This is a genomic window from Paenibacillus sp. NPDC058898 (assembly GCF_049316025.1).
In the GTDB taxonomy this organism is placed as follows: domain Bacteria; phylum Bacillota; class Bacilli; order Paenibacillales; family Paenibacillaceae; genus Paenibacillus_AQ.
The window spans coordinates 139658-164119 of sequence record NZ_JBMOSM010000010.1 but is presented as its reverse complement, the minus strand read 5'-3'; the positions used below and the strand labels follow the sequence as shown (position 1 = coordinate 164119).

At 51.3% G+C, this 24462-nt stretch carries 19 protein-coding genes; 15 read left to right on the top strand and 4 right to left on the bottom strand.

The window, feature by feature from the left end; translation table 11 throughout:
* Window positions 1-38 precede the first annotated feature (38 nt).
* The 4 genes from ACOZB4_RS24270 (at window position 39) to ACOZB4_RS24255 (ending at window position 3543) form a co-directional block, all read left to right on the top strand.
* Window positions 39-947, top strand: coding sequence for a LysR family transcriptional regulator (locus ACOZB4_RS24270; protein ID WP_339270221.1), 909 nt, complete (start codon window positions 39-41; stop codon window positions 945-947).
* Window positions 948-1010: 63 nt separating this feature from the next.
* The gene (locus tag ACOZB4_RS24265) at window positions 1011-1889 is read left to right on the top strand and encodes an AraC family transcriptional regulator (protein WP_379414421.1); all 879 of its coding nucleotides are present in this window, start codon (window positions 1011-1013) and stop codon (window positions 1887-1889) included.
* Window positions 1890-1967: 78 nt separating this feature from the next.
* Window positions 1968-2714, top strand: a complete 747-nt coding sequence (locus tag ACOZB4_RS24260) for a phytanoyl-CoA dioxygenase family protein (RefSeq protein WP_215163316.1) — start codon at window positions 1968-1970, stop codon at window positions 2712-2714.
* Between the two features lie 28 nt (window positions 2715-2742).
* Window positions 2743-3543 carry a sugar phosphate isomerase/epimerase family protein gene (locus ACOZB4_RS24255; RefSeq protein ID WP_379414422.1) on the top strand — a complete coding sequence of 267 codons (801 nt, stop codon included), beginning with the start codon at window positions 2743-2745 and terminating at the stop codon, window positions 3541-3543.
* Window positions 3544-3652: 109 nt separating this feature from the next.
* On the opposite strand, the gene ACOZB4_RS24250 is transcribed toward ACOZB4_RS24255, so the two are convergent.
* The 3 genes from ACOZB4_RS24250 to ACOZB4_RS24240 are packed head-to-tail and all read right to left on the bottom strand — an operon-like array spanning window position 3653 to window position 6395.
* Entirely contained in the window at window positions 3653-4183 is a 531-nt protein-coding gene (locus tag ACOZB4_RS24250; RefSeq protein WP_379414423.1) for a chromate transporter, read from the bottom strand.
* A gap of 26 nt (window positions 4184-4209) precedes the next feature.
* Complete coding sequence (locus tag ACOZB4_RS24245) at window positions 4210-4857, bottom strand: chromate transporter (RefSeq protein WP_379414424.1); 648 nt, start codon at window positions 4855-4857, stop codon at window positions 4210-4212.
* On the bottom strand, window positions 4857-6395 hold the full coding sequence (locus tag ACOZB4_RS24240) for a sulfatase family protein (RefSeq protein WP_379414425.1): 1539 nt from the start codon (window positions 6393-6395) through the stop codon (window positions 4857-4859). The genes ACOZB4_RS24245 and ACOZB4_RS24240 overlap by 1 nt, the downstream gene beginning before the upstream one ends.
* Before the next feature lie 123 nt (window positions 6396-6518).
* On the opposite strand from ACOZB4_RS24240, the gene ACOZB4_RS24235 reads away from it, so the two are divergent.
* The 10 genes from ACOZB4_RS24235 to ACOZB4_RS24190 all read left to right on the top strand — a co-directional run bounded on the left by ACOZB4_RS24235 (window position 6519) and on the right by ACOZB4_RS24190 (window position 20312).
* Window positions 6519-7373, top strand: a complete 855-nt coding sequence (locus ACOZB4_RS24235) for an AraC family transcriptional regulator (RefSeq protein ID WP_379414456.1) — start codon at window positions 6519-6521, stop codon at window positions 7371-7373.
* 75 nt (window positions 7374-7448) lie between these two features.
* A complete protein-coding gene (locus ACOZB4_RS24230) occupies window positions 7449-9248 on the top strand; it encodes a sensor histidine kinase (protein WP_379414426.1) in 1800 nt (599 codons plus the stop codon).
* A gap of 4 nt (window positions 9249-9252) precedes the next feature.
* The gene (locus tag ACOZB4_RS24225) at window positions 9253-10896 is read left to right on the top strand and encodes a response regulator (protein WP_379414427.1); all 1644 of its coding nucleotides are present in this window, start codon (window positions 9253-9255) and stop codon (window positions 10894-10896) included.
* Window positions 10897-11092: 196 nt separating this feature from the next.
* Window positions 11093-12664, top strand: a complete 1572-nt coding sequence (locus tag ACOZB4_RS24220) for an extracellular solute-binding protein (protein ID WP_379414428.1) — start codon at window positions 11093-11095, stop codon at window positions 12662-12664.
* 27 nt (window positions 12665-12691) lie between these two features.
* Entirely contained in the window at window positions 12692-13660 is a 969-nt protein-coding gene (locus ACOZB4_RS24215) for an ABC transporter permease (protein ID WP_379414457.1), read from the top strand.
* A 15-nt stretch (window positions 13661-13675) separates the two neighbouring features.
* Window positions 13676-14569 (top strand): carbohydrate ABC transporter permease, encoded by an 894-nt coding sequence (locus tag ACOZB4_RS24210; protein ID WP_379414429.1) that lies wholly within the window; start codon window positions 13676-13678, stop codon window positions 14567-14569.
* Between the two features lie 53 nt (window positions 14570-14622).
* Window positions 14623-16638 (top strand): alpha-L-arabinofuranosidase C-terminal domain-containing protein, encoded by a 2016-nt coding sequence (locus tag ACOZB4_RS24205; protein ID WP_379414458.1) that lies wholly within the window; start codon window positions 14623-14625, stop codon window positions 16636-16638.
* A gap of 228 nt (window positions 16639-16866) precedes the next feature.
* Window positions 16867-17364: a pyridoxamine 5'-phosphate oxidase family protein gene (locus ACOZB4_RS24200; RefSeq protein WP_379414430.1), complete on the top strand. Its 498-nt coding sequence runs from the start codon at window positions 16867-16869 to the stop codon at window positions 17362-17364.
* A 504-nt stretch (window positions 17365-17868) separates the two neighbouring features.
* Window positions 17869-19167 (top strand): hemolysin family protein, encoded by a 1299-nt coding sequence (locus ACOZB4_RS24195; protein WP_379414431.1) that lies wholly within the window; start codon window positions 17869-17871, stop codon window positions 19165-19167.
* A 77-nt stretch (window positions 19168-19244) separates the two neighbouring features.
* Window positions 19245-20312, top strand: a complete 1068-nt coding sequence (locus ACOZB4_RS24190) for a hemolysin family protein (RefSeq protein WP_379414432.1) — start codon at window positions 19245-19247, stop codon at window positions 20310-20312.
* A gap of 148 nt (window positions 20313-20460) precedes the next feature.
* Here ACOZB4_RS24190 and ACOZB4_RS24185 read toward each other — a convergent pair whose 3' ends face one another.
* On the bottom strand, window positions 20461-23580 hold the full coding sequence (locus tag ACOZB4_RS24185; RefSeq protein ID WP_379414433.1) for a glycoside hydrolase family 2 TIM barrel-domain containing protein: 3120 nt from the start codon (window positions 23578-23580) through the stop codon (window positions 20461-20463).
* Between the two features lie 270 nt (window positions 23581-23850).
* On the opposite strand from ACOZB4_RS24185, the gene ACOZB4_RS24180 reads away from it, so the two are divergent.
* Complete coding sequence (locus ACOZB4_RS24180) at window positions 23851-24456, top strand: TetR/AcrR family transcriptional regulator (protein ID WP_379414434.1); 606 nt, start codon at window positions 23851-23853, stop codon at window positions 24454-24456.
* Window positions 24457-24462 lie beyond the last annotated feature (6 nt).

The following is a 24462-nucleotide window of genomic DNA, read 5'->3' as shown; positions in this document are numbered from 1 at the left end:
AACTTACAGGTTATGTATTGTGGAAAGTGGGGATCGGAATGGAACTGTTGCAATTAAAGTATTTTCAGACTGCCGCCCGCATGCAGCACATGACAAAAGCAGCCCATAGCCTACATATCTCTCAGCCGGCACTTAGCAAAATGATCGCGTCGCTTGAAGCCGAGCTGGGAACCAAGCTGTTCAAACGGGAGCGTAAAACGATACGGCTGAACGAGCACGGCAAGCTGTTTCTGCATCAAGTGGATATCGCGCTGCAAGCGCTGGAGGATGGAAAGCTGCAGCTGCAGGATGCTAATGGCAGCGTCCCCGCCGCCATCACGCTTGATGTTCGCGTCTCCTCGCATTTACTGCCGGATCTATTGGCTGATTTCCGCAAAGAATGGCCGAATGCAGAGTTTCAATTACAGCAGCATGTTTCGTCATTCGAAGGTATGCCGAGCTTCGATTTGTGCCTATCCGATGGCGCAACACCACCAAAGGGAACAGCGTCGGTCTGCTTGCTCGAAGAGGATATCGTGGTTGCCGTTCCCGCCGGGCACCCGCTCGCGGATCGAAACCATGTCAGCTTGCAGGAGCTTAAGGAAGAGAGCTTCATTACCCTGCCTCCGGGAAAATCGTTGCGTGAAACAACCGATGCCTTTTGCCGCCTTGCCGGATTTATCCCCCATATCCGATTTGAGAGCGACGATCCCGCTACCGTCCGAGGATTAATTCGAGCCGGTCAGGGTGTTGCCTTCCTGCCAGCCGTTACGTGGGGCGGATCAACCGGACCGGATGTCGTGCAACTGCGGCTCGAAGAAAGCTGGTGCAAACGCTCAATCTCCTTGTCTTGGCCCGAGGACCGATACCTCATGCATACTGCGGTACTGTTCAGGGATTTCATCATTCGATACTTCGCAAGGCTGGCCGAATCGCACCGGCAGGACATCGCTCGAAGAGGATTCTAGCCTGTTTTTCTTATCCGTGTTGGAATTATTGTAAAAATCAAAAGCGAGAAGGAGGCGTCTTAAGTGGCAACCAAGCAGCCTCCCAGGCTAACCAATGAGGATTACCAATTGCAGCCCCACGCGCCTGTTCAGGTGTTTCACGGCATTCATCCGGGGACAATTCCGCTGCATTGGCATGAATTTTACGAGCTGAGTTATGTGGTTTCCGGAAAAGGCGAACACAGGCTCAACGGTTCGTCGTATCCGTTGTCTTCTGGAACCATCTTCTTGCTGACGCCAGCCGATTTCCATGAGTTGGTCTCCTTGGAAGAGGAGCCTCTTGAAATTTATAATGTCATTTTCACCGAGGCTATGATGGATGATAACGTCTACCATTGGTTATTCGGCGGGAAACTTCTGCTGCAAGCACAACTTGAGGAGAAGCAGCTCCCGGGGGTATTCGCCGACTATGAACGGATGAGGGAGGAGAACGGAACCTGGCGGGAAGGCGGCGAGATCGTGATCCGGGCTACGCTTCAGCGGCTGTTGGTGGATCTGTATCGTGGCAGCGCCGCAAATCGCATTCAGCCCACGAACGGGACGAGAGATCGGCAGCTCAACTTAAACCTGCAAAAGGCTCTGATCTACATTCATCATCATTTCCGTGAGGATTTGAGATTGGAGGATGCAGCTGGCCAGGCCCAATACTCGGCTACTTATTTCAGCGAGTGTTTCTCGAAATCCGTGGGGCAATCTTTTCAACGTTATCTGCAAAATGTCAGAATGCAATTCGCCGAATCGCTGCTTCAGGCATCCTCGCTGCCCGTTACCGAAATTTGTTATGTCTCCGGCTTTAATACATTGGGGCATTTTGAAAGGGTATTTCGTCAGCGAAAAGGTATGTCCCCCCGACAGTACCGCAACAAGGCAGAGATAACCGAAGATATGCAGCATTTATCCTAACGAATGCGCAGTATGGCTCTGACCGTCCGGGATATAATGACCACAGTTAACGAAATCCCTACTTGACTGGAGGTTATGATGATGACAACGCAGGCCCTTTCGAAGCAAGAAGTTGAGTTTTATAAGGAAAATGGGTACTACTTGTACAAGAAACCGCTCTTTAGTGCCGAAAAAATGCAGGTTCTGACATCGATCTTTGAAGAGCAACTGGAGGAGAAGGGCAGCAAATTATCCGACGAGCTGGATACGCCGCATTTCCGTGACGAAAGGCTGCTCGACTTTCTATTATCCGATGAGGTACTGGATCTGGTTGAACCGATCATCGGCCCGAACATCGGGTTGTGGTCCAGCCACTTTATCTGTAAAGATCCGCATGTCGGACGTGCTACGCCATGGCATGAGGATTCGGCTTACTGGAACGGCAGATTAAGCAGCTTCGACAAAATTATCACCGTATGGTTGGCGATCGACCGCAGTTGGAAGGAAAACGGATGCATGCGGGTCATTCCAGGTACGCACCGTAACGGCTTCTCGGACTATGAGGAAGTGGACCGGGCGAGCAATTTGTTCGACACCCAAATCAAGAGCGGTTCCGTCGATGAGTCTCAAGCGGTTTACTTCGAGTTGGAAGCGGGAGAATGCTCGCTTCACGATTCGCGCATCATTCATGGCGCGGAGCCGAATACTAGCCCGTACCGTCGCTGCGGCTACACCATGCGGTATTTCTCGACGGAAGCGCTTGTCTATCCGGATAAGAACCCCGGCTTTAAAGTGTGGCTGGCCCGCGGAAAGAACATAGCCGGAACGAAATTCGTCAACGAATAACCTGAAGGGGAAAAGGAGACTTCGCGAATTGAATATTCAGCTGTATAAAGCCCTATGGGGCATGGAAGGAAGCTACAGGGACCAATTGACGCGGGCTGCACAGGCCGGTTATACGGGGATTGAAGCCCCGCTGCCTCCTCGGGATCTGGAACGCGAATTCAAAGACCTGCTTGCCGAACTGCAGCTTTACTATATTGCCCAGGTGGTCACTTCCGTTCCCCATCAAGAAACCTTCGCCGAGCAGGTACGCCGGGCAACCGATTTCGATCCGAAACTGATCGTGTCCCATAGTGCTCGGGATGGCATGAAGATAGAGGACCAGTTGTTTTTTTTCGAAGCCGCGTTGAAGATTGAGCAAGAGGTCGGCATTACCATCGGCCATGAAACCCACCGATCGCGGGCGATGTTCACGCCATGGACAACGCGCCGCTTGCTGGAGGAATTCCCTGAGCTGAGCATTACGGCTGATTTCAGCCATTGGTGCTGTGTGACGGAGACCATGCTGGAGGATTATGCGGAAGACATGGAGGTCGCTATTCGCCGTGCCGTCCATATACACGCGCGCGTAGGTTACGCTCAGGGGCCGCAGGTTCCCCATCCCGGAGCGCCCGAATATAGCCGGGAACTGGCCGCATTTGAAACGTGGTGGAAACGAATTATCCAATACCGGAGCGAGCAAGGGTTCAGCTATACCAGCATGACGCCTGAATTCGGGCCTGCCAATTCCGGTTACATGCATACGCTGCCCTTCACAGGAGCTCCTGTTACTGATCTATGGGAAGTAAACGAGTGGATGTCCAAGAGGATTTCGGAACGGATGACACCATAAAAAAAGAAACCAAAACAAGCCGGACCATGAAGGTTCCGGCTTGTTATTCGTGCTTTGGAAAGGCAACCTTGTCCAATCCTTCACGTACGGCCGACAGCCATCCAACTTATTAGAATAAAACAATACCGGCAGCGCCGGCCATGAGAAGTATCAACAACGGGTGAAGTTTATACTTCAGCAAGAGAAATAAACAGACTCCGCAAATCAGCAGCGTAGGAATGAGGCCCTGAATGAGCACTTCACCCTCATTGGGATACCCAAAATGAATAGCTGCATATATAATGAGTCCTGTCGTTACGGGACGCAGGCCATATAAAGAAGATTGTACATATGGATTGCCCCGCATGCGATAGAAGAGGGCGGACAGCAGCACGATGACGACCAGCGACGGCAGGATGATGCCCGCAGTTGCGACGGCGGCTCCGATATAGCCGGCGGACTGATAGCCAATCAGCGTAGCGGCATTGGTGGCGATCGAACCGGGCGCCATGCCGGCCAGCGCCACGGTCTGCTGGAATTCCGCAGCAGTCAGCAGTCCTTTTTCCGCTACCTCCTTCTGAATGACCGGGATTACCGCATAACCGCCGCCAAAGGACACGAGGCCTACACTTATGAACATCATGAACAAGTCCCAATACATGTTTCAATCGCCCCGATTCGTTTCGCTCAAATGTAATATTCCAGTTCCGGGCAGCTGTTGATCCCTGCCTTCTTCTCTGTATTCGCTTGAAGGCCCAGCCGTTTTTTGATCTGAATGACAGCCATTCCGCATAGTAAGCTTAGCGCAATAAGATAGAGGGGGTGCACCTCTGTAAACAGCATCACGGATACGGTGGCTAGGGCGGATATCGTTGTCGTTGCATCAAAGACGGCATGTTTGGCCATCCGGTAAGCCGCGACAGCGATCAACGCAATAACGGCGCCATGCATCCCCTTTAAGGCAGCTTCAACCTTGGGTTGATCCCGAAAATACACGGCACCTACGCTGATCAGGATCACGATCAAAAACGTGGGGCATGTCACGCCAAGCACGGCCGAAACAGCCCCGGCAATGCCGGCTTGCCGGTGGCCGATCATCGCGGCCGCATTTACGCCGACTCCTCCAGGAGCGGAACCGGCAAGCGAGATAAGTTCACCGATTTCCTCCTCGTTTACCCACTTTTTCTTGCTCACCACTTCGTGCTCAATTATGGGCAGCATCGCATATCCGCCTCCGAAGGTGGAAGGCCCGATGCGAAAGAAGGTCCAAAATAGCCGGGCCAGCAGCGTTAACCGTTCTTTCAGCCTGCTAAAGTATGCGTTTTTCCTTTCCATTAGGCGTGATGAATTCTCGGCATCGGCATCGGCTCCTTGCCAAGCTCGGCCCAGATGTATTTGAGCAGAAGCTCTGCCTTCAGCTGCTCGTACCCCGGTTCGTCCCATAAATTGCGCAGTTCGCCGGGATCTGCATCTAGGTCAAAGAGCTCGCCGTAGGTTTGATTGTAATAAACGGTGATTTTATAGCGCTGCTCGATGTACGTTTTTTGATGAATTGTCGAAGGCTCGTGCCGGAATTCGCAGATAGCGTGCTGCCGCGCGGCGTCCGCGTTACCGAGCCACACTTCCTTTTGGTCGATGCCCGTCATCGCTGGCGGGATCGGTATATTGCAGAAGGAGAGGAAGGTAGGGGCCAGGTCGACCAGGGACTGTATTGCAGTTGTCCTTTTTCCGGCAGGCACCCACCCTGGATATCGTGCAATGAATGGAAGCTTGATTAAATCCTCGTAATGGAACCCGCCCTTGGCTTGAAGGCCATGCTGGCCGAAGAAATGTCCATGATCAGTGGTGAAGACAACGATTGTATCCTCGGACAGTCCCAATTCATCCAGTTTATCGAGAATGCTGCCGATATACTTATCCATCATGCTGATCATGCCGTAATACACAGCGACCAGCTTCTTCTTGTCGTACTCCGTTAACCTGGATTTCGAACCGTATTCGTAATAGTGATGGGAACGGTAGCCGTGAATGCCGAACCCGGTTTCAGCGAGATGCGAAAAATCCGGATCTTCTTCCTGCGTCAAGCGGAAGTGCGGCGGATTGCGGTCATGCTCACCTGGCGTCAGGGATGGGATCGTGAGTTGTTCCGGATCGTACATCGAAGCCCATGGTTCCGGTACCAGGTATTCCGGGTGCGGGTCGAAGAAGCTCGCCCACATAAAGAAGGGGTCATCCGCTTTCTTATATTCTTCCAAAAGAGAGTTGGTTCGATCAGCGATCCAGGTGTTGTAGTGGTATTTTTCCGGGATGGGCCAGGTGTACGTTTGGGAGGGATCCATGGTTCCCGTAGGCGGTAGGAAGTACTCCCGCCAATTGGCGCATCCTTGCTCCTCGAGCCATAAGGCATAATGTTGTCCGACATGGGCCTCATTCGTATGGTTGCGGGCCAGCTCGACGTGATCGAATCCGTAAAATGGCCCGTTAAAATTCCGCCAATACTCCAAATCTTGAAGAATCGGGTAGGCCTCTACAGATGGGTAATCTTCCGTTGATTTCAACGGCTGAAAATGCGCCTTTCCCACCAGCGCGGTCCGGTAGCCAGCGTCTTGGAAGCTTTCCCCCACAGTATGGCGGTCTTCCAGCAGCTTCGTCCCCAAGGTCCATGCTCCATGCTGGCTCGGGTACTGCCCCGTAATGATGGAGGCTCGACTCGGCGTGCAGGTGGGATTGGGGCAATACGCCCGATCGAACGTTGTCCCTTGACGCGCAAGACGGTCCAGGTTGGGCGTAGAGATTTCAGGCTGAAAGGCTCCGATTGTATTCCAATGCTGCTGATCGCTTGTGATTAGCAAAATGTTAGGTCTTCTCGACAAGTGTAATCCCCTCCTAGTATGATGATATTGAAAATAACGGGTTATAAAAATAGCGAGGTGTTATATTTTTGTTGTCATTTTGTTATTCTTGATGGAAAAATGAAGGAAGAGGAGGGAGCCATGATGCAGGAATACGAATATGAATATGCGGAATTCATCTATTATACGCCGGGATATTTGGATAAAGAGGAACAGATCTGGCCTGTCCGGGCGGGGCGAAGCATTGCCAAGCCCAATTACAGAGTCGGACCGAAACGAATCGAGTGTTATAGTCTGCATTTTGTACATGAAGGCATGGTGCGGCTAGAGTTCGATGACAAAAGAGTGGATCTGCAAAAGAATGATCTGTTCTGCCTGTTTCCGGGCCGGACCTATTATTATCACATACTTCCCGCGGATACACCGCTTCAGATGAGCTGGTTGGCAGTGGACGGGAACAGGGTCAAGCCATTGCTTGCGCTGGCCGGCTTGTTTCCGGAAAGCCCGTTCGGCAAACAGATGATATCCTCTAAGGTCAAAGAATCCTCCGAACGCGTGATTGATGCCCTGGCCGCAGTCGAGCGCTGGAAACCGGCGGTATCGCTGGAGCTGCACGGCTTGATTTATGGGCTGCTCGCCGGGATAGTCCCGGATATGGCTTCCGCACAGCCGACGGAACTTGCGGGATGGATTCACGAGTGTTTGGATTATATGGAGCTGCATGCCACCGAGGGGATTTCCGTACAGCAGGTTGCCGAATTCGCGGGGGTGCATCGGTCGTACTTCTCCAACATGTTCACCCATCAGGTAGGAATGCCGCCGTTAAAATACCTTCAGCGCATACGAATGGAAAAGGCAAAACGGTTGTTACAAGAAACCGACGCAACGATTACCGAGATTGCCTTGTCTCTCGGCTATCCGAATTTGTATTCGTTCACCAGGGCTTTCAAGATCTATTATAAGGTGCCTCCCATAACCATGCGCGGAGCTAAATGCTGACCGTACGTACGGCAATACGTTTTTGTAAACGTTTACTATCGATTTCTTCTGATCTGGAAAAAGGAGACACGCGCCATGAAACTCTCTACGATTCAAAGGTGGATATCACCCAGACGAAGTATTCAGGGGAAAATTTTCATTGCGTTCAGTGCGGTTACGCTCGTGTCCATCGTCTCCATTACGGTCATCGTGTATATGAGCATGCGCGAGACGATCATGCAAAATGCGATCACCTCGGTTTCGGACAGCATCAGGCAGGCGGATGAATCACTGAATATGATGCTGGAAGAGATCGACCGGCTGAACACCGTCGTGGTGACCAACAAAAATACGGTGATCGACACCTTACTGAGCCCTCATGAAGAAATTAGCTATGAATGGTTTCAAGAGCAGAAACGGATCGATGAGTTTCTATCCGTGCTGATCGATTACAAGCCTTATATTTCACGGATTGCCGTGGTCGGTTTGAACGGCAAGGTGTTTTTCTCGGGTGGTCCGTGGCTGGACAAGACGGTCTTGGGGACCGGAATGATGGATTACATGCTCCAGAATGGATCGCGTCATGCGTATTTCAAGCAGACCGGGGTGTCGGATGCCATCACGATCGGGCGGGAGATCCGATATAACCGGGAACCGATCGGCGTTGTCATGGTGGATTTGAATTATGATTTCATCCAAAAAACATACGGGGTGAAGCCTACCACCGATAGCATGATCTACGTGCTGGACAAGCAGGGCGGGTTTGTCTATGAGGCCGAATCGGCGCCGTCCTTTGCCCCGTCGTTCGAGAAGATCCTCAGCATCCACGGAGAACTCGCAGGGAATGGGGATGCCATCAAGCAAGCCATTGACGGCATAGACTACATCGTTGTCAGCCGCCAATCCGGTTATACGGGATGGACTACCCTGGCTTTGATACCGATGGATTCGCTGCTTAGCGAATCGACAAAGCTCCGTAAACTGTTGGCGGAGGTATCGGTTATCGTCTTCATCGTTGTCCTGATCGGTTCGCTGCAGGTATCTTCCCGAATCACCCTTAATATCCGGAGGTTGAAGTCATTAATGATGTTTGTGAAGGAAGGGAATCTGACGTTTCCGAGAAAAGAGATAACAAGCGAAGACGAGACCGGGCAGCTGTACCGCGTCTTTATCAGCATGGTGGAGGAATTGAAGCGACTGCTGGAAGGGATCCGGGTCAGCGAGAAGGAGAAGCGGGAGGCTGAGTTAACGGCGCTTCAGGCGCAAATTCATCCCCATTTTTTATACAACTCGCTGAACACGATCAAGTATTTGGCCAAGATGAATGGCGTGCCGAATATCGAAGAGGTGTCCGGATCGCTGATTGAGCTCATGCGCGGCGTTCTGGGCAATTCGAGTGAATTTCTGACGGTGAGGGAGGAACTGGATTATGTTGAACGCTATATCTCGATCGTGAAGTACAGGTATATGGAGCCGATCCGAATGGTTACCCAGATCGAGGACGACATTTTGCTGGAATGCCGGGTGCTGAAGCTGATGCTGCAGCCCCTTGTGGAGAATGCCATCATTCATGGAATCGGAGCGATGGAGCAGGAAGGACTTGTGCTTATACGCGTATGCGATGAGGGCAGCGATTTGAGGATTGAAGTGATCGACAATGGCAAGGGCATAACGGAAGGGCAAAGGGTGCACCTGCTGGGTGGGACGGGCACGAAGGCAGAAACCTCCCGTTTTAGCGGTATGGGCGTGCGCAATGTGCATGAGCGGATCGTTCACATGTACGGCGATTCGTACGGCGTCAAGCTGTACAGTGAGCCGGGTTTATATACAAAGGCCGAGATCCGGCTGCCGAAAAAAATGGAGAGTAAGGACAAATCCCGACAAGAGGTGATATAAAGCTATGTTTCAAGTGCTGCTCGTTGATGATGAGCCGCTCGTGCGGCATGATCTGAGAACGTTATTGGACTGGAATGAGCATGGATTCGAATTATGCGGCCAAGCGCATAACGGATTGATGGCCTTGGCCATGATTGAGCAGTCTCCCCCGCATATTGCGATCATTGACGTGAATATGCCCGAAATGAACGGTGTAGAGCTCAACCGGGCGATCAAAGAACGGTCTCCGTCCATTCAGACGATTATGCTCAGTAGCTTTGATGATTATGACTACGTGCGGGAGTGCCTGAAGAACGGCTCCATCGATTATTTGTTGAAGCATCGGCTGGACGGTGCAGCGCTAGTCACCTTATTAAACAAAGCGGTCCTGGAATTGCGGCAGGAAGATCGGTTGCTGGAAGAACGCATGACTAACGAGGCCGTGGCCGAAAGGCCGAGTCCCGTGCTGCTCCGTGATTATATTGTGTATCTCGTTAGCGGGAGGAAGGATAGAACCACCGAGGTGGAAGCTTTTTCAAAAAAAAACCGCCTGTACCCCCACGCCTTAAGCTATGCGGCAGCGGCTGTGCAGATTGTTCCGTTTCTGCTGCTGACGGAGTCATACAGCGACGTGCAAACGAACCGGCTGGTTCAGCAGGTGGTCGATATGATGCAGCAGAGCTTGGGTGATATTCAGGAGCGGACGGCGGCTTACGTGGAGGATGGACGGTTTATTGTCGTGTTTGCGTTCAAGGAGCGGAGCGAGCATGCCATCAAGAACGAGATAGCTGGACGGATGAGAAAGCTTCAGCATGCGCTTGAGCTGTTCCTTAATTTAAAATGCGTGGTCTCCGTCGGACATGTATGCACCAGCTTGTCACAACTTGGCTCAAGTTATAGCTCCGCTGAGCGGATGCTCGACGCTTCCACCATGGAGCCGTCCGGAAGCCATGCGGCACCAAGGATGCCGGGCCGGGCGGGGGGACTTGCAGGTGGCAACCATCAGCGCGTATCTTTGACGATCGAGGAACACAAACAGCTGCTGCTTTCGATTGAACGACTGGACATCGAAGGCGTGCACGGTTTAATCGCCTCTGTTTTTGCTTCAATCCGTCATCTTCCGGTCCATTCGCATACGATCCAGATGATCGTCAGTGAGCTCATGCAAACCGGGGATAAGGCGTGGAAGACATGGATGCCATCTGTTGGAGCCGCGAAGGAGAAGCTTCCTTCAAGAAGCGAGCTCGGAAGAATCGGCAGTGTCGGGGAGCTGGTGCAATGGCTTCAATCCTACTATGCGGACTTGCTTGCCCTGCTGAAGCAGCATCGTGCAGCGGGACCGTATTCCCGCCATGTCACGCAGGCTGTTCATTTTATTCTGGAGAGGTATCCGGGTTATGTCACGCTGGAGCTTGCCGCGGGCGCAATCGGCCTGAACTCTTCTTATTTAAGCAGAATATTCAAGGAAGAAACGCAGCGAACGTTCTCGGAGTATCTGAATCGGGTTCGAATTGACGCAGGGCGGAAGCTGCTGGAAAGCGGCAAATACTCGATCAAGGAAATCAGCAATCAAGTGGGATTCACGACCCATAACTATTTTTTTAAAGTATTCAAGGAAATAACGGGGGTAACCCCGCAGGAGTATTTGAACCGCTTGGGAAGAGGATAGGCCCAAAACCAAGTATTCAGATCGGCAGAAGAGCCGTGCGGGGAGGCCGCCGCTCACAAACCGTAAAATATGTGGAGTAAATGGTCATATTTTTGTAATGGGCCGTCTTGAAGGGTGAATTATAATAATCACACACCAATAGTAAACGCTTACAAATGGCGCTTGGTGAATGAAGGGATATGGGGGTCGCTTATTTATGCGTAAACGCTGGGGAAGAAACGCGGTCATCACAATGATCGCTTCCAGCTTGATGCTGGCTGGATGCAGTTCCGATGGAGGTTCGAAGAAAGAGGCAACACCCGAAGGTACAGAGAATGTGGTTCATGCTACAGGGTTTCCGATTGTAGAGCAGCCCGTGGATCTCAAGATGTTCACCCGGATTGCACCCGTGAACGGTCCGTTCAAAGAGATGCCGGTATTTCAGGATTACGAGAAATTGAGCAATGTGAAGGTTGAATTCATTGAAGCGCCGACGGATGGTTTCCAGGAGAAGAAAAATCTGTTATTCGCCTCCAACGAGCTGCCTGATGCCTTGTTCCGTTCCGGCCTATCACCGCTCGAGGCCGTTCGCTACGGATCGGCAGGGCAATTGATTCCGCTGGAAGGCCTAATCGATGAATATGCGCCGAATCTGAAAAAATTGATGGAGCAATATCCCGAAATTCGCTCGGGCATCACAACGCCGGAGGGGCATATCTATGCGATTCCGGGCATTGTAACACTGGGCGCGGCACGGACGGATAAGAAATGGATCAACCAGATGTGGCTGGAGAAGCTGAATCTGGAGGTGCCGGAGACGACGGAAGAATTGTATGAAGTGCTGCTGGCCTTCCGTGACGGGGACCCGAACGGCAACGGTAAACAGGACGAAATCCCGATGACGGCTCGGCTCGGATTGCCGGTTGTGGCCGCAATGAGCGGATCATTCGGACTGGATTCCCAGCTCGGCTATAACGTCAATATCGAGAATGACAAAGTCAGCATCTGGATGGGCAGCGACAAGAATAAAGAGATGCTCATGTACTTAAACAAGCTTTACAAGGAGAAGCTTCTGGATCCCGAGATATTCTCACACACCGAAGCGCAATATTTGGCCAAGCAGGGGTCGGGCAATGCGGGATTCTTCTTTGACCAGACCAACAATAATTTCTTGTCGATCCAGGACCAGTATACCGGAATCGTGCCTCCGGCTGGCCCGAACGGAGATCGGATGCAAAGCCAGGCCTTGCCGATTGCGCGGGATTTTGGAGCCTTTGCCATCACGTCCATTAATAAGTACCCGGAAGTAACGATGCGCTGGATCGACTATTTCTATAGTGACGAAGGATCGACGCTTCTGAGGTTCGGCAGGGAAGGAGAGCATTATGAGCTCAAGGACGGGATTCCGTTCTATACCGAGGATTTCCTGAAGGATATTACCAATCAGGCCAAAATCACGCCTTACGCCGGGGGAGGGGCACCTCATCTCATCAGCGAGCAGGTTTCTTCTTTCATCAATCCGCCGCAGGTACAGGAGGCGCAGCAGAAGCTGGATCCGTTCATGCCGGAGGTTCGTTATGCGGCTCCGATGTTTGATGAGCAAACCGCACAGCAGGTCAACATCCTGCGAAATGATATCGACAAATATTACGAAGAGCAAAGCACGAAATTCATTGTTGGCGCGCTTAGCTTCGACAAGTGGGGAGAATTCCAATCCACGCTCAAGAAGATGAAAGTAGACGAGCTGGAGAAATTGTATCAGGATGCCTATGACAAGATGCAGAAATAATGCTGCTACATCATGGATAAGGAGTGGATGCCCTTGAAGCGTGTCAAAGCCGATACATCAATGGCTCTGCCTCGAAGCGATTCGAGGCGGGGTTCCCGTCTTTTAAGGCAAATGGCCAAGCGATATGACCTGTATCTCATGCTGCTTCTGCCGGTCGTCTGGTATCTGGTCTTTCATTATGGTCCGTTGTACGGGCTGCAAATCGCGTTTAAAAATTTCAATCCGGCAAAAGGGATCCTCGGCAGCAGCTGGGAGGGCTTCGGGCATTTCGAACGTTTCTTCGATTCGTATTATTTTTGGCGGCTGTTGTGGAATACACTTTCCATCAATTTGTTTTCCTTGTTGATCGCCTTCCCGATTCCGATCTTGCTGGCGTTGATCATCAATGAAATACGCAACAAGACTTTCAGCAAATGGCTGCAGAACATTACGTACATTCCGCATTTTATTTCGGTGGTCGTGATCGTGGGCATTCTGAACGTGTTCCTCTCGCCCAATAGCGGTCCGATCAATCTGTTGATTGAGGCCGTTGGCGGTACGCCGATCCGCTTTCTCGAGGAAGCCAGCTGGTTCAAGACCATCTTTATCGGTTCTAACATCTGGCAGAACATGGGGTGGCAGTCCATCATCTATATTGCGGCACTGAGCGGGGTGAACCCGCAGCTCTACGAGGCGGCCAAAATGGACGGAGCGTCGAGGCTGCGGCGCATTTGGCACATCTCTTTGCCGGGAATCGCGCCTGTCGTGATCATTTTGCTTATTTTGGATATCGGCCATTTCATGAACATTGGCTTTGAGAAAATATTGTTGATGCAGAACAACTTGAATCTGGAATCGAGCGACGTCATTTCCACGTTTGTCTACACGACAGGCATTTTAAAGGGAGAATACAGTTACACGGCTGCGATCGGGCTGTTTAATTCGGTCATTAATCTGATCCTGCTGCTGTTCGTAAACCGGATTGCGCGCAAGACGTCAGAGACAAGCTTATGGTAAAGGAGGGGACGCGCCATGTCCAAGCCGTCGACAGTAAAAGAAGCCGCGAATGAGCGGGTATTCGATGTCATTATATACGCGATCGCTGTGATCATTATCGTCATTGTGCTGTACCCGTTGATTTTTATTGTCAGCGCTTCGTTCAGTGATCCGACAAGGGTATTGAATGGCGAAGTTTGGCTGCTGCCGAAAAGCGTCACGCTGGATGCCTATGCGAATATTTTGCAAAACGAAAAGATTTGGATAGGATATCGCAACACGATCTTATATACGATCGTCGGTACAGTGATCAATATTATCATGACGATCTTGGCGGCCTACCCGCTATCGAGGCCTGACCTTCCGGGGCGCAATGCCATCATGGTGTTTATCACGCTGACCATGTTCTTCAGCGGAGGGTTGATTCCAACGTATCTGCTGGTCAAGGATTTGGGAATGGTCGATACGATGTGGGCGCTGATTGTTCCCGGCGCCATCGCTACTTACAATCTGATCGTGATGAGGACCTATTTCCAATCAAGCATTCCCTGGGAGCTGCAGGAGGCCGCCCATATCGACGGCTGCTCCAACTGGAGGCTGCTTTTCAGTATCATTCTGCCTCTGTCCAAGCCGATCCTGGCAGTCATGGTTTTGTTTTATGCGGTAGGTCACTGGAATTCATTCTTTAATGCACTCATCTATATTCGCAACGAGAATTTGCACCCGCTTCAACTGGTGCTGCGCGAAATTTTGCTGATCAGCCAATCCGCTTCCGTGGACGGCAGCGTTGGACTGGAGGATAGTATTTTACTTGCCGAGAGTATTAAATACGCGGTAATTATCGTCTCAAGTTTACCTGTACTGTTGATGTATCCGTTCGTGCAGCGGCATTTCGTTAAAGGCGTCATGATTGGCTCGATTAAAGGTTAATTTCCGATACCGATCGTACGGGCGAGCCTAAAATTCCTTTGGGAGGTTTTATGTTGAAAACGAACGCAACGATTACCATTAATTGCAGCCGAAAGAGCGATCATACGATCAATCCTTATCTGTTCGGGCATTTTGTGGAGGATATTCGGGACCATATGGAGGCGATGCTCGCGTTTCCGCTGAAGGACATGGATTTTGAAAGCGAGGCGGAGACCAAGACGCCTGTATCGGGAAGCTGGCGCGCCTATACCAACGGGCGAAACACCGGGTACGCGATGGAAGCCCCGGCACCCCGGCATTCGGGACGCGCCCAGCGCATCCGCATCCTGAGCGATGACGAAGCCTATGCCGGCATTGCGCAGAAAGCGGCATTAAAGGGTCCGATGAAGTATACGGTCCGGCTTGTTGCCCGCGCTTCCATTGAGCTTCAATCCGTAACGGTCGATGCCGTGGACCGGCGCACGGAAGAAACGCTTGGACAGCTTCGCATAGAGCTGGGCAGCCACAACTGGCAGGAATACGAGGGAGAGCTGTCCATAAAACGCGCTTGCAGCGATGCCGAGATCCGGGTGTATGTTCCGGCCGAGCATCCAAGGTGGATCGATCACGTATCCACCGGCATGCTCTGGATCGATCACGTGTCTCTGCTGCCGATCGATAGCATTGCGATGGTGAAGCGTGAAGTGATCGAGATGACGAGAGGGCTGAATGCGGGCATGATGAGGCTCGCGGGCAATTACATCAGCGCATACCATTGGGAGCATGGCATCGGCCCCGTTCTGGAGCGACCGGTCATGTACAACGAGGCTTGGGGAGGATGGACCAGCAAATATTTCGGAACGGACGAATTCATCCGCTTTTGCCGCGAGCTGCAGGTGGAACCTTTGATATGCGTGAACGATGGATCGGGTACACCTGAAGAAGCTGCGAAGTGGATCGAATACTGCAATGGGAGCGTTGATACGCCGATGGGAGCTCTGCGAGCCCGAAATGGTTTCCCTGAGCCGTATAACGTCAAGTATTGGGAGATCGGCAACGAAGTATGGGGCCAATGGCAGGTCGGCACTTGTACGGCAGACCGGTTTGGCGAGCGGACGATATCGTTTGCCAAGGCCATGAAGGAGGCGGACGCTTCCATCGTGCTGCTGGCCTGCGGGCATTACGAGCAGGAATGGAACCGAACCGTGCTGGATCTGGCAGGCGAGTATATGGATTATTTGACACTGCATTTGTATCACGGTTACGGACCCTTCGGCATGAACCGGGATACGCCGGCAGAGGAACGATATAAAGCGATTGCCTCTTATCCCGAGTGGACCCGGCACCATATCCGGCAGACGACGGAGTTGATCCGATCCCAGTCGAAGCATAGCCACGTGAAGCTGGCGATCACCGAGTACAACACAATGTACTATCCAAATACAGTGCGAAAAGGCCTGCCGAACGAGCACACGTTAGGTGCCGCGGTGGCTAATGCCGCCAACCTGAACGAAATGATTCGCTGCAGCGACATGGTGCATATCGGCAGCTTCTCCGATCTTGTTAATGGCTGGCTTGGAGGATGCATACGGGTCGGGGACTACTATGCGGATCAGTATTGCGGCAAGGAGCCCGGATGGAGCGGGCTTCCGCTCACGATATACGGGACGCCGACCTATGAAGTGTTAAAGCTTTACGCGAATCGGGACGTCCGGCGTATTCTCCCCGTTCAAGCGGAATGCGGAACTTTCTCCGTGGCATCAAGCAAGAAGACGCCTGTGGAGCTTGACGCGCTTTTGGACCTGGACATTGTGGCCGGGACGAATGACGACGGCAGCAAAGTAACCGTATTTATCGTTAACCGAAGTCTGGAGGAGGTAACGGCCGTGCTGGATTTGCAGGCCTTCGAGGCTTCCGGGGAAACGATCCTTTATGAAATCACCGGCAATTCTTACGATGATATTAACTCCGTATTCCAGCCGGATCATATTGTGTGCAAGGAAAGCAGGGTGCCGGTAGAAGCATGGCAGCGGGGACACCTGTTACGACCTTCATCTGTTTACGCACTTGAATTCAAAGCGAGTGTATAGTGGCGGAAGGTACAGAGGAATGATGTAAGCTCCATAACAAATCGTTGCACCAAAAAAGTCGGACTGCGCTGGCAGTTTCCGGCTTTTTGTGGTGCAGGTGGATGGTTTAGGCTCCGCCTGGATCATGATAGATCCCTGCAAAGGAAAACGGAATTATAAAGGATTCATCGTTTAACTTATTTTGGGGAAGTGTAAATACAGACTAAACACAAGGATGGGGTGATTCAGATGTCAAACGGAACCGTAGTGAACCAAGAAGCGGTCGAGACCGTGAAGGATATTATTAAGGATATTGAAACAGCGATGTTCTCCACGATATCGGAGGGTGGGATCAATTCCAGACCGATGCAAACGCAGGATATAGAATTCGACGGCGATTTGTGGTTTTTAACGAAAAGGGACACCAGCAAATATCAAGAAATTATGGCTAATCCCAACGTCAATGTCGCTTATGTCGGCAAATCCTATGTATCGATTCGGGGAACGGCCGAAGTCGTGGATGACCTTGAGCGGAAAAAGGCGCTTTGGAATGCGGCATATGAGAAGTTTCTGCAAACGTCCTACGACGATCCCAACATTATTTTGATCAAGGTGGATACAGATACTGCGGAGTATTGGGAAACCGGAAACAAAACGAAAACGGTCAAAGCCTTCTTCAAGAAAATGGTGGGCCAAGAGCCGAAGGGTGACTCGGATATAAACAAAACCGTAGATCTCCATGGATAACGAAATACGTAACAACATGATGGAAAAACCGCAGGATCCAGCCACGATCCTGCGGTTTTTTCCTGTAAGTTGAACCAGCCTGCACGGATCCCTCTAGACGAATGCCATTATGGTTATGAATGGATGAACAATAGATGAAGCGTACATTTTAATACATAACAGGGTATATTTAGTACCACGTAGGAATATACCTCATCAAACAAGTGAGAATTATGTGAATTCGTGCTGGAACCCGCCTTCAAACCATAACGTGCAACTGGATGGTTTGAGTGCTGCCATGATATAATTTTTTCATAAATATGAAAATAGATTCCAGGAGAGGAGGTAGTACATTGGGAAGGCGTTATTGCAAATGGATCAAATTGCGGAATTAGGCTGTAATATTCTCATCTGCGAACTACCTCTTTTTCATGGAAATATCGCATATAGACATGACCTGTTCTGATGCACAACATATGGCCTTTAATTCAATCTGGAGGTGAATCCCTCTGAAGAGGGAAATCATTGGACATTATTACCATCACTAATTTAATCATACTTGCCATACTGATTGCGTTGACCGCTTTTTTCGTAGCGTCCGAGTTTGCTATCGTTAAAATCCGCATGTCGAGGATCGATCAATTGATAACGGAAGGAAACAAAAAGGCGGTTGTTGCCAAAAAGGTAGCCGGGGATCTCGATTACTATCTCTCGGCCTGCCAGCTCGGCATTACAGTGACGGCGCTGGGGCTCGGGGCCATCGGCAAGCCGGCCGTTGAACGTTTCATGTACCCGGTATTCGATTGGTTTGACGTATCGGCTTCAACGGCCTCGATTGCCTCTTACGCCATTGCGTTTATTCTCGTGACCTTTTTGCATGTCGTGGTGGGGGAGATGGCGCCCAAAACCTTGGCTATTCAATTCTCGGAAAAGACGACGCTGCTCCTTGCAGCCCCGCTGTATTGGTTCGGAAAGCTGATGTATCCGTTCATTTGGGCGTTAAATGGAGCCTCGCGCGTGCTGCTTCGTTTGTTCGGCGTGAAACCTACGCCCCATGAGCAGGCCTACTCGGAAGAGGAACTGCGCATCGTCATGGCGCAGAGTTTTCAGGGCGGCGAGATCAATGAGACCAAGCTGGCTTACATGGAAAACGTGTTTTCGTTTGATGAGCGGGTGGCTAAAGACATTATGGTACCGAGAACGGATCTGATCACACTTGATAAAGGCATGAAACATCCGGACATCGTCCGCATTCTGGATGAGCACAACTATACGCGGTACCCTGTCATCGAGGACGGCAGCAAGGATCGGGTGGTTGGCGTCGTCAACGTCAAAAAGATGCTGCCCCACATCGTGGCCGGACGAGACCGCAAGCTGGAAGAATTCGTTCGGGATCTCCCGGTCGTCCTTGAATTTACGCCGATCCAGGATGCCATGCTGAAGATGCAGCAGGAGCAGATGCATATGGCTTTGGTGATTGATGAATACGGCGGTACGGCGGGGATTCTGACCCTGGAGGATATCTTGGAAGAGATCGTAGGGGAAATTCGCGACGAATTCGATGAAGATGAAGTAGCGGATATCCGCAAGATCGGTGAACGGGAATACCTGATAAACGGACGGGTTCTCTTGGAGGAGCTTGAGAAGCGCTTCGGCTTGGTATTCGAGGATAACGAGGAGATGGATACGATCGGCGGCTGGATACAGTATCAGAAAGGCACGACGGCTCAAGACGGCGATGAGATCCAGCATGGCGAGCATATATGGGCCGTAGCCGAAACGGATAATTTCCAGATCAAACACGTCATTCTCAGACACGGGTGATCAAGGGCATAGCGTGATCCCGTGTACATTCAGACCATAACTTTTTTGGAGGTGAATCCCTCGCAAGAGGGAAATCATTGGACGGAATAATCGTGTTAAATTTATTTTTGGTAGCTGTGTTTATAGGACTGACTGCATTTTTCGTGGGCGCCGAATTCGCCATCTTGAAGGTGCGGCTGTCCCGAATCGATCAATTGATCGCAGAGGGGAATAAACGGGCGGTCACGGCCAGGAAGGTAGCCCATGAGCTGGATTACTACTTGTCCGCTTGCCAGCTTGGAATCACCATTACGGCCCTCGTGCTCGGCGCGCTGGGCGAACCTACCGTCGAAAGAATGCTGCATCCGCTGTTTGATCGATTCGACGTGCCGGCGGCGGTGGCAACGGTTCTCTCTTATGCCATTGCGCTTGGGATCATTACGTTCCTGCACGTCGTCATCGGGGAACTGGCACCTAAAACATTAGCGATCCAATTTGCCGAGAAAATGACGTTACTGCTGGCATCTCCCTTGTATTGGTTCGGGAAGATCATGTATCCGTTTATCTATGCACTGAATGGAGCTTCGCGTCTTCTGCTTCGATTATTCGGCGTAAAGCCGGCAGGGCATGAAACGGTCCATTCAGAAGAGGAATTGAAGTGGATCGTGGATCAGAGTTACGAGAGCGGAGAAATTAACCAAACCGAGATGGGTTATTTGACCAATATATTTGCTTTTGAGGAGCGCACCTTGCGGGAAATCATGGTCCCGAGAGATCGCATCGTAACATTAGAACGAGGTTGGCCCCTTGCCAATATCCTGGAAGTTCTCGGCGAGTACGACTATACCCGTTACCCGGTGACGGAAGCGGGACGCGCGGAGGATTTCATCGGGTTTATCAATACGAAGGAGATGCTGACGGGCATAGCGGCCGGAAGAAACTGCAGCGTGAATGACTTTATTCATGACATGCCGCGTTTTCCGGAATCGTCTTCGATCAAGGACGTCCTGATCAAGATGCAGCAAATCCGCGTTCATATGGCCGTCGTCGCGAACGAATCCGGCGCGGCAATTGGGCTGGTGACGATGGAGGATATCCTGGAGGAAATCGTGGGCGACATTCGGGACGAATCGGATCGTCACGAGCTGCAGGATGCACAGGCCTAAGCGATGGCGAATTAGCATCGGGCACGATCTAAGAATATGAAAATGCCATTTGCACCGTTCGGTGGTGAGAGGGCATGATCTTGCGGAGTCGAAAAAGAGCAGCTTCCACACGAAAGCTGCTCTTTTTGCATTTGTTCTATAGACTAGGTCAGCGTGCTGCTCCCATCGTAAAGCTGAAGCTATACGTTCGGTTGGAGGGCAGCGTGAACGCTTCATGGATTGGCGCTCCCCAGCTGTCGTCGCCGCCTACGCCCATTTGCTTATAGTTGATGCGCAGGACGGTTTTATCGCTTGGCGGGAGCTTGTACACATGGTCGCTCCCCTCCAGTTCATCCGGCGTCCACGGCAGGGCGCACAACTCCATGAGGGAGGAGCTTTCGAATCGTAGACCTTCCCCGCTGCTTCCTTCGGTAAGGCTCGCGAAGCGGACATCCGTTTTGTTCCCGCATTCTTGAGGTCTCAGATAAGGAACGAACTGATCGGCTGCTCTTCCCGTGTATCGACAGATTTTGGCCCCCGTCTTCCGGTCCCAATAATTATCATGTGGTCCCCGGCCGTACCAGCTGAGCATATCGAGGCCTTCATCCAGCAAGAACAGCATGCCGATTTCCGGAATGTCAGGCAAGCCGCTGCCTGGGACAAAGGTTTCTTGCACGCGGATGGTTCCATCCGGGAAGATTCGATACTCCAAGGTCAGTCCGGATATAGGAGCGGTCTCGATCTGATAGTGACTGGAGACCACGACGGCAGGACCTTCCGTGTGCCAGCGCAGAGCCAGCAGCTTCCGCTGATCATGGGCCGTTCTCCATACGCCGCAGCGTTCGGGGAGCCGGTTGCCCAGATCGTTATCGGTGACGGCTCGCCAGAAATTCGGTCTGGCGGGTGCCAGCAGGAATTCCTTACCGGATCGCGCGTAAGATGTCAGATCACCGGTGCCAAGGTGGAAGCGTAACGAAACGGCAGGACCCGTGATGAGAAGCTCTTCATCCGACTCGGTAACTTCTAGGATCTCCGCGTTTGAAAGAGAGTCTGTTTCCGATTGGCTCGCTGCTATATAAGGCGTTAGCGCGAACTGCTCCCAAGCCTCTTCATGTCCTGCGGGTGCCCATTTGGCGCTCTCCTTCCGAACCAGGGAGACGGTGAGAATCGTTTCTTTTCCATCGTCCTCTATAGGAGAATAAGGAATCTTGATTTCGGTATGGTCACCGGGCTGGAGCGAGAGCTGGAGCGTGCCGGATTGGCTTGCTTCTCCGTTCAGTTGGATCTCCCATTTTATAAGATACTGATCGAGATTAGTGAACAAGAAACGGTTGCTGACCCGAATCCGGCCTGCGGCAGGGTCCAAACATTCGAACTTGACGTTCTGGTAGCATTTTTTCACTTCGTCCAGCTTGGGGGTTTTGCTGCGGTCAGCGAAGATCAGGCCGTTTCCGCTGAAATTGCCGTCATGCGGCGTTTCGTTAAAGTCCCCACCATACGCTAAATATTCGATACCATCGGCCGTTTGGGTGCGGATCGCTTGATCGATCCAGTCCCATATAAAAGCTCCCTGTAAAATGTCATACTTCTCAAACAGCTCCCAATACAGGTGAAGCCCGCCGCAGGAATTGCCCATCGCGTGACTGTATTCGCAAATGATGTAAGGCTTGCTTGGGTTGCTGATTGCATACTTCTCCACTTCCTGAGGTTTTGCATACATGGTGGACTCCATATCGCTAGCCGCCTCGGACGCCCTGTAATGAAAGATCCCTTCATAGTGAACGAGCCGCGACGGATCGGCCTCCTTCAGGAAATCGTGCATCGCAACGAAGTTGTCGCCTCCGAACGATTCATTGCCAAGCGACCAGATGATGACGGAGGGGTGATTCTTGTCCCGTTGAAACATCGAATTGCAGCGGTCCAATACGTTGTCGCGCCACTCGAGCTTGCTGCCGGGCACCGTTTCTTCCAGCTCCTGCTGTCCATACGTCCAGGTTCCGTGCGTCTCCAAATTCGTTTCATCGATCACATATAAACCGTATTCATCGCAGAGGTCATACCATACGGATTGATTCGGGTAATGGGAGGTCCGTACCGCATTAATGTTATGCGTCTTCATCAGCTCAATATCGGTGATCATGTCTTCGCGGCTAAGCGCCCGTCCGGTATCCGGGGAGAATTCATGCCGGTTCACGCCTTTGAACAGAATGCGCTGACCATTAATCCGCATCAATCCGTCCTTAAGCTCGAAGCGGCGGAAACCCGTGCGGCAGCTTACGGCTCCGCGGCAAACTCCGTCCGTATCCTTCAATGCCAGAACGACGGTGTACAAATAAGGCGATTCCGCGCTCCATTTTTTGGGTTCGGGAACGTCCATGCTCAGGGTGAAGCTGCCCTCATCAATAATGTAATCCGCTATCGTGAGTGCTTGTTTCTTGACCAGCTGAACATCCTGATCGTATAGAAGCGCCTCAAGCTGAAGCTTATCCTTATCGATGGTTTCATTAAAGTAATTCGTAACGGTTGCGTCGATCTGCAGCTCGGCATTCCGGTATTCGTCATCCAGAACCGGGCGCACGAAGAAATCGGAGATATGGACGGCAGGGACGGAATAGAGGTAGACCTCGCGGAAGATCCCGCTAAGCCTCCAGAAATCCTGATCCTCCAGCCAACTCGCATCACACCAGCGATACACTTCAACAGCCAATTTATTCTCGCCTTCGATCAGATAGGGCGTAATATCGAACTCGGCCGGCGTAAACGTATCCTCGCTGTATCCGACCATCTCGCCGTTCACCCATACATAGAAAGCGGATTCAACACCTTGGAAGCTAATATAAACGGGCTGCTCCTTCCATGTGTCCGGCACCGTGAATTCACGGATGTAGGAGCCCACGGGATTGTATCGCGTTGGCGCGAAGGGGGCTTTCAATTCAGGCTCCGAATCGGACCAGGGGTATCTAACATTTGTATATTGAGGATAGTCATAGCCTTGAAGCTGCCAATGGGAAGGGACGGGCATATCGGCCCAGCTGCCGGAATCATAATCGGCTTTGTAGAAATTTTGGATGCGCTTGTCAGGGGTTTCGGCAAACGAAAACTTCCACATCCCGTTCAATGACTGATACCAGGGAGACATGGAGTGGGCATGGCTCAGCGCCTCAGACTCCGACGGGAACGTCATCATGTAAGCATGGGCTTTGTGGCGGTTTAGCTGAAAAATATTCGGATTATTGTTCCATTCGGGATAACCGTTTGCAGGTGACTGGTAAATGAATTTGGTACGCAATGTGCTCAGCTCCTCCTAGATTATGGTTTCCTTCTACTGTCAGTATAGAGGGTAATTCAGTCCAAGAGTATAAGGAAGTTGCGTCTTTCTATTAAAAACGGCAGCCGAATTACACACCAGAGCGGTCAGCAGAAGTGAACAGAGCTTTTTTGCAGGAGTCATGCCGTATCTTGATGTGCGTGTTCGCCTCCAGGCTGTTTACATTTGAGAAGGTTTATGAAACAATGGTTAGTAAATGATCATTCACTAACTGTAGGGAGGCAATCACGCATGGTAAGACCTCGCGAATTTCAAGATGAGGCTATCTTCTACGGTGTCTACCAGGCACTGTCTAAAAAAGGATACGGTCAAGCAGCATTAACCGACATCACGCATGAAGTGAATATTTCGCCGGCAGCTTTAATGAAGCGATTCGGTTCGAAGAAGAATTTGTTCCTGGCCTATAGCGATTATGTTATTGAACTAACCAGGCATGCCTTCCAGGAGGCCATCCTATCCGATCAATCCAGACTTGATGCACTAAAGGCCGTGTTTAAGCATGCGGTTTTACATATGAAAGATCCTGTTGAATTGGCTAACCATACTTCCTTCTATCTGGAAGGGACGAATGATCCGGATTTGTTGGAGAAGACCCGGTACCGACTGCAGCTGATCGATGAGTTTACCCGGCAGATGCTCAGCCAGGCGATTACAAACAAAGAAATCGCTGAATGCGACGTGGCTATGGTTAGCAGGGTACTGCAAGCCTCCATCAGCGGGGCTATGATGATCTGGATTAAAGAATCAAACCGAACGTTGGATGAACTGTTTGATGAGTGCTTTCAGGTGATATTTGCTCCGTTATGGCATGTCGGTACGGAATCATTTCAAATATAGCAAGGA

Bases quoted from the DNA above. Each gene is read 5' to 3' on its own strand.
- ACOZB4_RS24230 (WP_379414426.1), top strand. From the start codon at position 7,449: ATGAAACTCTCTACGATTCAAAGGTGGATATCACCCAGACGAAGTATT.
- ACOZB4_RS24180 (WP_379414434.1), top strand. From the start codon at position 23,851: ATGGTAAGACCTCGCGAATTTCAAGATGAGGCTATCTTCTACGGTGTC.
- ACOZB4_RS24225 (WP_379414427.1), top strand. From the start codon at position 9,253: ATGTTTCAAGTGCTGCTCGTTGATGATGAGCCGCTCGTGCGGCATGAT.
- ACOZB4_RS24260 (WP_215163316.1), top strand. From the start codon at position 1,968: ATGATGACAACGCAGGCCCTTTCGAAGCAAGAAGTTGAGTTTTATAAG.
- ACOZB4_RS24245 (WP_379414424.1), bottom strand. From the start codon at position 4,857: ATGGAAAGGAAAAACGCATACTTTAGCAGGCTGAAAGAACGGTTAACG.
- ACOZB4_RS24215 (WP_379414457.1), top strand. From the start codon at position 12,692: ATGCCCTTGAAGCGTGTCAAAGCCGATACATCAATGGCTCTGCCTCGA.
- ACOZB4_RS24220 (WP_379414428.1), top strand. From the start codon at position 11,093: ATGCGTAAACGCTGGGGAAGAAACGCGGTCATCACAATGATCGCTTCC.
- ACOZB4_RS24235 (WP_379414456.1), top strand. From the start codon at position 6,519: ATGCAGGAATACGAATATGAATATGCGGAATTCATCTATTATACGCCG.
- ACOZB4_RS24270 (WP_339270221.1), top strand. From the start codon at position 39: ATGGAACTGTTGCAATTAAAGTATTTTCAGACTGCCGCCCGCATGCAG.
- ACOZB4_RS24210 (WP_379414429.1), top strand. From the start codon at position 13,676: ATGTCCAAGCCGTCGACAGTAAAAGAAGCCGCGAATGAGCGGGTATTC.
- ACOZB4_RS24250 (WP_379414423.1), bottom strand. From the start codon at position 4,183: ATGTATTGGGACTTGTTCATGATGTTCATAAGTGTAGGCCTCGTGTCC.
- ACOZB4_RS24200 (WP_379414430.1), top strand. From the start codon at position 16,867: ATGTCAAACGGAACCGTAGTGAACCAAGAAGCGGTCGAGACCGTGAAG.